This window comes from Paenibacillus allorhizoplanae (genome assembly GCF_927798215.1).
GTDB classification, from domain to species: Bacteria; Bacillota; Bacilli; order Paenibacillales; family NBRC-103111; genus Paenibacillus_E; species Paenibacillus_E allorhizoplanae.
Window position 1 is genome coordinate 104,621 of record NZ_CAKMMW010000004.1, and the last position, 12,910, is coordinate 117,530.

A 12,910-nucleotide genomic window follows, 5' to 3' on the forward strand; every position below is an offset into this window, starting at 1 on the left:
CTACTGCCTTTGCGCACAATATTTGTGCGCTAGCATGTGACAGCGCTACCAGCTACCACTTTCGAATCCATTCAAGAATGAGCCCCGCGCCTCACCCCCAATACACAAGGGAGCTGCTTCGCCTACTCCAAAACAAAAAGCCGTTCCAGGGATAACCACCCTTGGAACGGCTTTTCTCAATAACTAGATACCTTGGAAAGTGAACGCATACGCATACGTTCGGTTCGCGAATAACGTAAACTCGGGATGTGTTCTAGCTCCCCAGCTATCGTCACCGCCAACGCCCATCTGCTTGTAATTCACACGAACTACAACTTTATCACTCGCAGGTAGTTTATAAGGGTGATCGTGCGCCTCCAACTCGGATGGTGAGTACGGCAAAGCATTAAGCTCAACTGTTGGCAAGCCCGCGATGCGGATTCCGCGCCCACTCGAATTCGTTAAGGTCGCCCAACGAACATCGGTCTTATTGCCGCATTCCTGTGGACGCAAGTATGGAACGAATTGCTCTACGACAGTTCCGTTATGAAGCGCAAGCTTTGCGCCTACGTTACGATCCCAGTGATTTTCGTGCGGCCCGCGGCCGTACCAGGTTAAATTCTCGAACGCAGCGCCTAGTTCGAACATGACGCCAACTTCAGGAATTTCTGGCAATTTGTCACCCGGTGTTAATTGCATGCCAACTTCAACTTCCCCGCTTGCCGACACGGTGTAAACAAGCTGAACTTCAGAAGCAGGCGTTGTCGCCAATTCATAACGTACACGAACCTCAGCACGTCCTGCATCCAATGATTTCGCGTTCAGTGAAAGGAGTTTGCGCCCGCTGCCCGCTTCTTGCCATGGTGCACAACGAATGTGGTGCTGGTTCCCACGATCGTTATCCGTATAAGCACGCCAGAAGTTAGGAACTGGACCCGTTTGGAATAACTCAACTCCGTCAAACAAATAGGAAGTGATATCGCCAGTTCCTGCGTCAACTTGGAGTGCAAAACGCTCCCCTTGCAAGCTGATACGATCTGCTGTAGACACGACTTGAACAGCAGTCTCCGTAGAGAGAGCAGCCGCTGATTCTTTTTCCGATTCCCAGTTGCGCGCATGGATCGCCGCATTCACCGTAGGAAGAATAAATTGCTCCCATGCGATTTCATGTCCCTTAGCTCCCCATAACGTATCGTCACGCAGTACCAAACTCAGTGTTAACACGAATTCATCGTTCGGGAAAAGACGCTCAACACTATCAAGTTTCAGCTCAATCGTTGTCGTTTCACCTGGCGCAACCGCATAGGATCCAGTGAACTGTTGGCTTTCTACAACACCATTGCGTGCAATCGTCCAAGTCCAATCATATTCATTCAAGTTCGTGAACAAGAATTGATTCGTTACCTTGATTTGCCCCTTAGCCGCATCAACCGCTTCGAACTTCACATTCTGGTAACACTTCTTCACTTCGTGCAGCTTCGGTGACACTGAACGATCAGCGAAGATCAAGCCATTGCCACAGAAGTTGCCATCATTAGGCGCGTCACCAAAATCGCCGCCATACGCTTGATACGTGACGCCATCCGGCGTCGTTGTGCGAATGGATTGATCGATCCAATCCCAAATGAATCCACCTTGTAAGACAGGGTATTGATCAAACAGCTCCCAATATTTAAATAGGTTACCGCAAGAGTTACCCATCGCATGACTATACTCACAAAGGATAAACGGCTTTTTCGGATGGTTTTTGGCGTATTCTTCAATCTTTTCAATTTTGGAATACATTTGACTTTCCATATCCGACGCTCTTTCTGACTCGCGCCACCAGAACACGCCTTCATAGTGAACAACCCGAGAAGGATCGGCTTCACGAAGGAAATCATGCATTTTGAAGAAATTATCCCCACCAAAGGACTCATTCCCCAGTGACCAGATGACGATCGATGGATGATTTTTGTCTCGCTGCATCATGGAGTTGGCACGGTCAAGTACGGCCCCTGTCCACTCAGGTCGACTTCCTGGCACCGTTTCACCTAATTCGAATTGCGGGTAGCTCCAGGAACCGTGGGTCTCCAAATTGGTTTCATCAATCACATATAGACCATATTGATCACAAAGCTCATACCATAGCGGATTATTCGGGTAATGGGAAGTCCGCACAGCGTTGATATTATATTGTTTCATGAGCAAAATATCCGCAAGCATACTTTCCGCATCGACGGAACGTCCGCGATCACGGTCAAATTCATGGCGATTCACACCTTTAAACACAATGACTTCGCCGTTGATTTTCATCAAACCATCTTCAATCTCAAACTTGCGGAAACCAACTTTACAGCTTTCTGTCTCGAGGAGTGTCCCCTCTTCATTCCATAAACGAAGAACGAGCGTGTATAGATATGGATTCTCAGCACTCCATTTGGCAGGTCGATCCAGATGAGCCGATAATTCAACGGCTTGTTTCGCAGTGTCGCTCGTTTGAATACCTACACGAAACGGCTCTTCCCATAGAGCTTGCTGCTCACCATCGTAAAGCATCGCTTCCACATGATGTACGCCTTGGCTCTTTCCATCATAGTTAGTGATCGTCGCTTGAATGTGCAGTTCAGCATCCTCGCAAGCTGCGTCGAGATTCGTATTTACTTTGAAATCAGCAATATGTGCTGTAGGTGTCGAGTAGAGATATACATCACGGAAAATTCCGCTCAAACGCCAGAAATCCTGATCTTCTAACCAGCTTGCATCGCTCCAACGATACACTTCTACCGCGAGCTTGTTCTCACCCTCGATCAAATAAGGAGTGATATCAAAATCCGCCGGTGTAAACGAATCTTGGCTAAAGCCAACCAAATCCCCATTCACCCATACATAAAAGGCCGACTCCACACCCTGAAAGCTCAGATACACTGGCTGCCCGTTCCATCCCTCTGAGATCGAAAAGCTGCGCACATAAGAACCAACTGGATTATACTTTACCGGGGCAAATGGAGGCTTAAGATCCTCATGTCCAACCCACGGATAGATAATATTTGTGTACTGCGGGAAATCAAAGCCTTGGAGTTGCCAATGTGACGGCACGGGCATATCCACCCAATTGTTGGTGTCAAAGTCCGTTTTGTAGAAATCCTGTGGACGTCCTTCTGCATTTTCGGCAAAATGGAATTTCCAGGTACCATTTAAGTTTTGATAAAATTGCGATGCTTCGCGTACGCCAGCCAGCGCTTCTGCTTCCGTATGATAAGGCATGAGGGTCGCATGTGCTTCCAAGCGATTCAATTGATATATTTGCGGATTATTATTCCATTCGGGGTAACCGTTTTCAGGAGCTGTGTATACAAATTTATTCGCCATGGATGATATTCCTCACTTTACGTTATTGGATAACAATTTAGCTTACCACCTTATTGTACAAGACAATTATTTCTTTTAAAATATAAGAAACAACGCGTGATATATTAAAAAATGAAAGAGATGGTTGTTCCATGGCGATTGATTATAGAAAGTTTTTTGTCATTACCGAAACCGACCGTAAGCTCCCTCTTATTCTCGAGACGATCGGATATGAGCGCGAACAGCAATTCTATGAACGCGAAGAAGGCTACCCTTGTTTTCATTGGCTGCAAACGATCTCCGGCAGTGGCGAAATTATTCTAGACAGCGGCCCCGTCAAGCTGAATGAACGGCAAGGCATGCTGCTCGCTAGCGGCGTCCCTCATGCCTACCATGTGCCAGATACACCATGGTCGACTTGGTATTTAACCTTCGATGGTGCATTAGCTGCCTCTATTGTGCACGCCTTGGAAATCCCGCTTACTACCCCAATTAGCTGGGGGATCGATACGCCTTTAGCTAGTATTCATGAGTATTACTACCATAAATATCGCGATAGTCACGACTTTACCGGCACTAACGGATCTTTGGAAATCTATCAATTCCTAACGTTGCTGAAGAAGCACGGCATTATCAACAAGAGCGCCTCGTTCTCGCAAAGTCATGAGCGGCTTCTGCCGCTGCTGCTCGAGCTAGAGCATAGCTTCGGCGCTGCTCATGTCGGACTAAGCTGGATGTCGACTCAGCTCGGTGTCTCTGCCCAGCATGTGAATACGTTATTTCGCCGCGCATTCGGACTCTCTCCGTATCAATACCTGCTCCAGCTGCGCTTGCAGAAGTCCAAAGAATTGCTGATCGCGCAGCCTGATCTGACCGTGAAGCAAATCGCAGAGACCACGGGCTTCCTCGACGCATCGCATTTCATTTCAACCTTCCGCAAAGCCGTTGGGCAAACGCCGGATGTATTCAGGCATCCTTATTTGAAGTAAGGTGAGATAACATGTCCAAGTGTAGTCACTTCCCACCACCACGACACCAAATAGCTGGAAAACCTCCAACTAATTTCCAGTATTCTCCCTATATTTGGAAAATAGATGGAAATTGTACAGCTATTCCTCTGGATTCTTCCCTATTTGAAGCAAAAGCCTGAAATTATCTGTACCTCTTACAGGTATTTATATTTATTCGATGATTCCCATGAAATTAGATGTATCTTTTCCAGTTTTTGTGTCCGAGGGCTTATCTTGTCAGTGGCAGTCCTCGATTCGGTTGGTGGAGCTGGTGGAGTTACTGTGGTTTACGGAGATCGTAGTGTTGTTAAGATCGTACGAATCTACCACCTCAAACAAAAAAACCGCCTCGGCGGTTTTAGAAATCAATGGCTTATGAAAATTAGTGATTTGGAACAAATTCACTATGCGCTTCGAGCAACTTTTGGACGAAAATCTCAAAGTCTAGTAAATTCGACGAAAATTTGAAATCGGTTACACCCGTGTTGAAATCAATAACAGTTAGAGCAACGCGATTAAGGGGGTACTCGGGAATGGGTTCAGAGGCAAGTGAAATATTTTTGAAAGGGTAGATGGATGTTTCACCGTAGAAACGAAGCACTGTTAAATGATCATCTCGTAACTCCAACGAAATCTGCTGTTCCGAATCCGTGAAACTCTTCAATGTACTCATCATAAATCAATCCTCCTCTTGTCCTTTATTTTACTCTTATTTTGGAAGATTAAGAAGCCCAATTTGTAAATATATGTTGGTAATTCTAGTGTCGATAGAAGTTACTAGATGCCAAAAACCTCGCCAACGGCGAGGTTTCCATGCCTATTTATACTTTTGAATAAAAGCTATCGCGCTTGCAATATCTTTCTCTGGCTGAGCACCAACTTCACGCTCGATGGTCAGGTAGCCCTTGTAGCCAATTTCTTGCAACGCCTGGAAGTAACGTCCGAAATCTACATGACCTTCGCCTAATGCCAACTCGCGGTACGTATCTCCAGATGTCGCCGCCTCCGCGATACTCTCGTGTGTCATCGGTTTAAATCCTAGTGAACCGTACACTTCACGCGGATCAACTTGACGTAGTCGAACGCCGTCCTTCACATGCGTATGAACGATATAATCCTTCAACGTGTAGACACCTTGAACTGGATCATCACCCGTTACCATCACCATATTTGCGGGGTCGAAGTTAACGGAGACACCTTTGGTAGATAGGTTATCTAGGAAGCTCTTCAAATGTGCCGACGTTTCCGGCCCTGTTTCGACTGCAAAATAAGCACCTAAGCTGCTCGCATATACACCCAGCTCTTCACAAGCTTGCAGCATCGTTTGATAGATAGGATCGTTCCGATCCTCGGGTACAACACCGATATGTGTTGTCACAACGTTCGAACCGAGTTCAACAGCAAGATCAAGAACGCGCTTGGATTTCTCAATTTTCGCGGCATTCACAGACTGATCTTGGAAACCATGTCCACCTAGATCGCCGCAAAGGGCTGATATTTGAAGATCTAATGACGCGATGTAGTCACGTAACTCCTTACGTGCTCCCGGCGTTAGGTTCGCAGGATCCATCTCTCCAGAAACCGCATAAATTTGGACGCCGTCTGCGCCTAATTCTTTCGATTTCTTTAATCCGTCCCGTAGTCCAAGACGCAAACTATCTACCATAATACCGATTGGATTGATTATCATGACTTCAAACACTCCTTATCGCGAGCTTAGCGTTAGTTTATTTCGTCCCAAATTCTACGAATATTTTGTAATCCGATCAATGTGCCTCGCTTACACTCTTCCATCCCCTCAAATTCCAGGGAGATGTATCCATCGTAGCCTGAGCTTTTGACCACACGCAGAATTTCAGGAATATTCAAATCACCTTGAGCCACAATCGCTCCGCGCAAATAGGTGCCGTAGGAAGACTTGAACCAGCCTTCTCCTGGATTCTGATTGGAGGGACGAATGTAGAAATCCTTCACATGGACAATAGAAGCATAAGGAAGATTATTCGTCACAGCGGCAACAGAATCCTCGTCCACACAAACAAAATTACCTACATCCAATGTTGTCCGGAAATTGGCACGATCAACAGCATGAATCAGGGCTTGAACACGTTCACTATGCTGCACGAAGAAACCGTGATTCTCAACGCTGGTCACAATTCCAAATTGGTTAGCATAGTCAGCAATTTGACGACATGCTTCTGCTAAGCGATCCAAATTGGCGTTGAAATTACGAATGGAGAGATCCTCACTTCGAGCAACGTCATGCCGCATTTTGGTAACACCTAATCTGGCAGCAAGATCTACCTCGCCCTTCACTCGCTCGATTTCCTGCTGATACTCTTCTTCCGTCTCAGTAAGGAAATTTGCGCCGATGGCATAATTGGAAATATCAATACCTCGAGCCTGAGCTTTCTCACGAATCGCATCCGCAAGCGCAAAGTTACCCGGTAAATCATACCCCAATGGCACGATCTCGACATGTTCACCTCCCTGATCCGCAATCCAATCGATGACGTCCATAATCGACATTTCGCCAGACTTTAATGCCTGATACAGGCTATATGTGCTAACACCTAACTTCATATGTGCTCCTCCTATGCTCCGATTCGTACGGGCTATAATCTGATTTCTTGACCCTTCGCTGCAGATTCATAAATACCGCATAGGATTTTCATTATTTCAAGGCCATCCTCAACCGGACTAATCGGTGTTTCGCCAGTTTGGCAGCAAGATACGAAATGATTAATTTCATTTTGAAAAGCGCCGTTAATATCGATCGATTTGTTATTGATTTGAGGCGTCACATTCGTAATCGTATCCAAAATCTCCGTAACGAACACGATTTCAGGTTCAAGCTCAACGCCGCCTTTGTCACCATACAATTTGACAGCGATTTCATCCTTCTTAGCATGCAGTGTGAAACTAACATCCACCATGAGGGAAGCCCCATTTTCAAAACGAATTAATACATTCGCCAAATCCTCAACCGTGTTGCGTTCCGCATCATAATCAGCTGCTTTATAGAAAGATAAGTTCTTCACATTCTTCCGATTGCCCAGTTTGTTATACGTATGTCCACTCACCGCAACTGGTTTCGGCTTACCCATCAAGTACCAACATACATCAATCACGTGTACGCCTATATCGATTAGCGGCCCGCCACCCGAGCGCTCAACATCCGAGAACCAACCGCCTGGATTCCCTAATCGACGTAGGCAAGAAGCTTTGGCATAATAGATCTCACCTAATTGACCATTATCTATAAAATGCTTCACAAGCTGAGCATTCGTATCATATCTTCGCACAAATCCAACTTGTAGAATCTTTCCTGTTTCACGAACCGCGTCTTGAATGCGTTGCGCTTCTTCTACCGTTTTGCATAGCGGCTTCTCTACCAAAACATGCTTGCCAGCATGAAGAGCAGCAATACTAATCTCAGCGTGTGTATTGTTCCATGTACAAATACTGACCGCATCAATCTCCGGGTTGGCCAAAAGCTCATTATAGTCGGTATAAATGTTTGCAATGTCATATTTCTCCGCTTTCGCCGCTGCTCGTTCACGATTAAGGTCACAGACGGCAACAATGACAGCATCCTCGGATTTCGTATATGAAGCAAAGTGCAAATCTGAAATTGAACCTGCACCGATAACACCAATTCTCAATTTGTTTATGCTCATTGCACATTCCAGCCTCCTTTAAATAACTACTACTTAAAGTTAACATGCTTTGGACATAGCGAGAATACCTAAGATAAGCAGCTCCATGGACTATATGTTCAAAATCACCCGAAAGATTCGCCTCTGTTCGCTTATGGGATTAACAAAATTTTGCCTACACTCTGTCTACTCTCAAGTAATCGATGCGCCTCAGCGCCATCCTTCAGGGAGAACGTCGTCAGCATATCCATGTTCAGGTTTCCCTCACGCAGTGCTCCAAACAAATCATGAGCCCGCTTAATCCGATTATCCAAGCTCGTCACGTGGTTCCAGAGGTCGCCGCCAGTTAATGTTTTGGAGGTATCCATCAGCATTCTTGGATCCACAGGTTCGGGATCGCCGCCAGCCATGCCATAGAATACAACAGTGCCCTTGATTCGGACAGCGGCAAAGCTATCCATTAAGGTGGAGCCTACCGAATCATAAGCTACTTGTACACCGTTCTTTCCATTTGACCACTGTAACACTTCCTGAACCCAGTCCGTGGAATAGAGGATAACCTCATCGGCTCCTGCGTCTAGCGCGACTTGCTTTTTGGCTTCGGATGAGGTGAGTCCGATCACCTTTGCACCTTTCCTTTTGCACAATTGGATCAAAAGCTGACCCACACCGCCTGCAGCGGCATGGATCAGAACTTCATCCCCAGCCTGGACACGATAGCTGTCGTTCACCAAGTAATGCGCTGTCATGCCTTGCAGAAGTAGGCCCGCCGCATGTTCAAACGAGATGTCCACTGGCAGCGGAATCGCCCGATCGACAGGAACAGCGACTAGCTCCGCATTTGCAAAGGGCACGTCAGCAAAAGCGATCCGATCACCGATTTGAATATGCTGGATGTGTTTAGGCACGCTTTCGACGATCCCAGCCCCTTCATAACCGAGAATATACGGCGGCTTCCCAGCCAAATGATAATTCCCTTTGCGACGATAGACGTCCGCGAAATTAAGACCTATCGCTTTCGTCCTTACCAGAATTTGATCCCCATGTATCATAGGGTCTGGCATCTCTTTATATTGGAGAACTTCGGGACCCCCGAATTGTTCGAAAATTAATGCTTTCATAAGCAACCTCCCACGCTTAATTAACCGTTGTTATTTTAACATATCGGATTGCAGATCCAAAAAAAGTGCCTCCAACCGCTCTTCAGCGAATGGAGACACTTGGATATTAATGTGTTATAAAAGCGTTGTGAGTAGGCAGTTCCGTATACGGCACGGGTTTATTGATGTAATAGCCTTGAATACCCCAGCACTGCATGTCGGCTAGCATATAGAAATGATCACTCGTTTCAATGCCTTCCGCAACAACGAGTAAATTCAATGCTTTTGCCATGGCAAGAATAGCCGCGATCAATGGCACATTGCCTTCTGCGATGAAAATACGGTCGATCTTCAGCTTGTCAATCGGCAGCTGCGTTAGCATACTTAGCGATGAATACCCCGTTCCGAAGTCATCCAATGCGATGGTGAAGCCTGCATTTCGCAACTTACCCAGAATGAGTTGTACTTCTTGCAGCGAATGCAATGTCGTACTTTCTGTAATTTCAAGTTCCATGGCGGTTGGGTTCACACCCTCCTCCTGCAAAATTTGCAAGACTTGGGCAACAAAATTCATTTCATTGAGTTGGATGCGAGAGATATTGACCGATATTTTGAACAAAGGACCGTACATATCTTTCAACTGATGCCAATCCTTGCAAGCTTGACGAATTACCCAATAGCCGATAGGCACGATTAGCCCTGTTTTCTCCGCAATCGGAATAAAGTCTCCTGGCTGTATATAACTGCCATTCTCGCTATGCCATCTGAGGAGCGCTTCCGCACCAATCGCCATACCTGAGGCTGGATTATAAATAAGCTGATAATGCAAATGAAGTTCGTCCTTATCCATCGCTTGCGAAAGGGCTAACTCATGGATGAAATTTTCAACATGATCGTATCTAGAAGAGGCTTCATATAAATGATAGCGCTTACGACCCATTCCTTTCGCTGTGTACAAAGCAATATCAGCTTGCTTTAGCAGATCTTGAATCGTTTCATCCTGCTTTCGCTTGGCAATCCCGATACTCACACTCACTTTCACTGCATGTTCATCTACGCGGAAAGGTTCATGGAAAAGCCCGCTCAACTGCTCCGCTGTCTCTTCTATTAGAGTGGAAGGTATGGAATCCACGACTACGAATTCATCACCACCTAAGCGAACAAGTGAATAACGGCTATCACCAAATACTTCAATCAGCCGACAAGCAACTTCAACAAGTACCGAGTCTCCAGCCTGATGGCCGAAGGTATCATTTATATTTTTGAAATTGTCCAAGTCCATTAAATAAATCGTTGGCGGCTCCACCACATGCTCAAGTAAATATCTACGATTGAACAGGTTAGAGAGATCATCTTGATAGGCATAATTGTACAGAATATTCTCATGCTGTTTGCGCTCTGTAATATCACGTGTCACTGAAAAAATAAAACTAGCATTCCCATGTTCGTCCAAAATAGGTGTTAAAATGCTCTCGCCGCTTAGATTCCCGTTAGGTAATATAACGCCATCCTCGTATCGAATCGTCCGACGTTCATCAACTACTCTGGCATATTTATTATATAAGTAATCTGCCATTTGGCTCGAATTCGATTCGAAAAAAGTTGTTCCCATTTGATCCATCGTGATTCCACTAAATTTCGTTGCGGCATTGTTAACGTAATAATACGTGATCTCCGCACCTGTCACTTTCATAATGTAAATAGAGTCTTCAATACCATCCAGCATCATTTGCAGTAAATTCAAATCCAATGTTGTCGTTGCAGGAATTGTCATCCGTTGGACTCCTTTATCCGAATAACCTAAGCTTTATGCCCACTATGGGTCGATTGTACTATCTATTCGACATAAATCTTTCGTATCCTTCCTAAGTAGTTCTATAATCACCATTCTAGCCATAAAGCGATATGAATAATTAACACCAAAGTAGCATAGACCGCTGCCACCAAAACAATCGTTTTGTGCTAATCATAATCGTTTTGCCTCCTTATTCGAAAGTACCGAGAAGCTTACAATTACCTTAAGCAAGTAATAAAAGCTAGTAAATACGGGAGGTTACACACATGATAACAAAAGGAAATCCATTCTCACTCGCTCAATATGTCAACGAAGGCTATAGTGGTCCAATGCAGGGACTTTCGCTTGAAGAATCTGATATGTACTATAACCGTTTCTTTGAGGTCATCGAACAGAATAAATTTGAACCTGGTCCTACCAAAATGAATCTATCCGCCTGGCATCAACGGCATCATTGGGCCTATACGCTAGCTACGCATCCAAGTATCGTTAACGCGATGAAGCAGATTCTTGGAGATGACTTGGTGTTGTGGGCCATGCATTTCTGGTACAAAGAGCCTAATAATGATAAGTTCATTCCGTGGCACCAAGATATCAACTATTGGCCGATGGAGCCGGCGATCAATGCGACCGCCTGGGTGAGTTTAGGGTGGTCAATTCGTGAAAATGGTTGTCTTCGCGTGATTCCTGGCACACACAAATCATTCGTCGAGCATGTTTCAACGGGAACAGATCAAAGTGCTTTTGAGCAAGGATTACCAGCGGAGTCGATCGATGAATCATTAGCCATAGATCTTGAGATGTCACCGGGTCAGATTGCCTTCTTCAATGAAGCTACCTTCCATGGTTCTGAAAATAACAAATCGAATATACCGCGTGTAGCCTTCTCAGTTCGCTATACAACACCAGAGGTTAAGTTCAAAATCGACGAGTGGGGCGGCGACACCTCGCGCATTCGTACCTTCCTCGTGAACGGTGAGGATCGGTTGAACCGAAACGAAGATATTAAGGGCGTCGTGCCTCAGGATTAGATAGGAAATCGTTGCCACCTCTGCATCCAGGCATGATAGAATAATAGGAACAGACAAGATCCGTGGTGCGGAGGGATGCGCATTGAATTCTTTTCAAATGATGATCGAGGCGTTGGAGATTCGATTTCTGCATATTACACAGTATCAACTTGATTATCGTTGGCAGGCCAAAGAGCGCAAACTACGTCACTGTGTGATGTGGTTTGTGCATAAGGGAAGCTTTCAGCTTGCAATTGATCAAGCTTCCATGCGGTGCAATGTAGGCCAGATCATCATTTTGCCAGCCCATAGCACGATTAGTTTTCATGCCATTTCGGATGAATTATTGCTAACAAGCATTAACTTCGATGCCGAGATCTCCTTAGTTAGCAATCGCAGCTGGGTGCAGCTTCTGAATCTTCCGAGTTTATTTGAGGATAAGGCCAGCAAGATTGAGCGTATTGTCCACGAAATGCTTATTCCTGAGAATGATGAGACAGCTTATGTTCATCTTCTGCAGCAGTCATCATTGCTTCGAATTTTGTATGAGCTTCTGCGTACAGAAAATGTGGCGGATTCCAGCTCCAGTTACTCACACTTGGACAAGCGCATCCATACCATCATCCATTTTCTTCATGCGCATCCGCAACAGATGCCTGAAATCAAAGAGTTAGCTGAGCTTGTTCAGCTGAGTGATTCTCATTTGCGCAAATTGTTTATCAAACAAACCGGACAGGCGCCGCTCCATTTCGTGCACAGCATCAAAATTGAACAAGCCAAAAAGCTCCTCGCGACTAGCGTGAAGCCCATTTCTCAAATTTCTTATGAGCTCGGCATCGAGAATGCGAACTATTTCTCTCGCATGTTCAAAATCAAAACCAGCTTAACTCCGCTGCAGTATCGGCAGCAATTTGGGCTATGGTTGAACGATTAGAATTGGCTTTCGGAACGTGAATCCTACAGCTAATTCGGGATGATCTCTGCATTTGCAGCTGAAACCCGAAATATAGCTGTAGGTTTTCCAGTT

10 protein-coding genes are annotated in these 12,910 nt (G+C 45.5%); 3 read left to right on the forward strand and 7 right to left on the reverse strand.

Annotated features, from left to right (window positions below; translation table 11 throughout):
- Positions 1-183: 183 nt before the first annotated feature.
- The gene (lacZ, locus tag L6I86_RS09285) at positions 184-3,330 is read right to left on the reverse strand and encodes a beta-galactosidase, LacZ type (protein ID WP_236286517.1); all 3,147 of its coding nucleotides are present in this window, start codon (positions 3,328-3,330) and stop codon (positions 184-186) included.
- A gap of 131 nt (positions 3,331-3,461) precedes the next feature.
- On the opposite strand from lacZ, the gene L6I86_RS09290 reads away from it, so the two are divergent.
- Positions 3,462-4,298, forward strand: coding sequence for an AraC family transcriptional regulator (locus L6I86_RS09290; RefSeq protein ID WP_236286519.1), 837 nt, complete (start codon positions 3,462-3,464; stop codon positions 4,296-4,298).
- A 403-nt stretch (positions 4,299-4,701) separates the two neighbouring features.
- On the opposite strand, the gene L6I86_RS09295 is transcribed toward L6I86_RS09290, so the two are convergent.
- The 6 genes from L6I86_RS09295 to L6I86_RS09320 all read right to left on the reverse strand — a co-directional run bounded on the left by L6I86_RS09295 (position 4,702) and on the right by L6I86_RS09320 (position 10,852).
- Positions 4,702-4,992 (reverse strand): hypothetical protein, encoded by a 291-nt coding sequence (locus L6I86_RS09295; RefSeq protein ID WP_236286521.1) that lies wholly within the window; start codon positions 4,990-4,992, stop codon positions 4,702-4,704.
- Positions 4,993-5,136: 144 nt separating this feature from the next.
- Positions 5,137-6,009 carry a sugar phosphate isomerase/epimerase family protein gene (locus L6I86_RS09300; protein ID WP_236286523.1) on the reverse strand — a complete coding sequence of 291 codons (873 nt, stop codon included), beginning with the start codon at positions 6,007-6,009 and terminating at the stop codon, positions 5,137-5,139.
- Positions 6,010-6,041: 32 nt separating this feature from the next.
- A complete protein-coding gene (locus L6I86_RS09305; RefSeq protein ID WP_236286524.1) occupies positions 6,042-6,902 on the reverse strand; it encodes a sugar phosphate isomerase/epimerase family protein in 861 nt (286 codons plus the stop codon).
- 32 nt (positions 6,903-6,934) lie between these two features.
- Entirely contained in the window at positions 6,935-7,999 is a 1,065-nt protein-coding gene (locus tag L6I86_RS09310; RefSeq protein WP_420851861.1) for a Gfo/Idh/MocA family protein, read from the reverse strand.
- A gap of 131 nt (positions 8,000-8,130) precedes the next feature.
- Entirely contained in the window at positions 8,131-9,099 is a 969-nt protein-coding gene (locus L6I86_RS09315; RefSeq protein ID WP_236286526.1) for a quinone oxidoreductase family protein, read from the reverse strand.
- A gap of 106 nt (positions 9,100-9,205) precedes the next feature.
- Positions 9,206-10,852, reverse strand: coding sequence for a putative bifunctional diguanylate cyclase/phosphodiesterase (locus L6I86_RS09320; protein WP_236286528.1), 1,647 nt, complete (start codon positions 10,850-10,852; stop codon positions 9,206-9,208).
- A 287-nt stretch (positions 10,853-11,139) separates the two neighbouring features.
- Between L6I86_RS09320 and L6I86_RS09325 the strand changes: the two genes are divergently transcribed.
- The gene (locus L6I86_RS09325) at positions 11,140-11,904 is read left to right on the forward strand and encodes a phytanoyl-CoA dioxygenase family protein (protein WP_236286530.1); all 765 of its coding nucleotides are present in this window, start codon (positions 11,140-11,142) and stop codon (positions 11,902-11,904) included.
- Between the two features lie 82 nt (positions 11,905-11,986).
- A complete protein-coding gene (locus L6I86_RS09330) occupies positions 11,987-12,817 on the forward strand; it encodes a helix-turn-helix domain-containing protein (RefSeq protein WP_236286532.1) in 831 nt (276 codons plus the stop codon).
- The last annotated feature ends 93 nt before the right edge of the window (positions 12,818-12,910 follow it).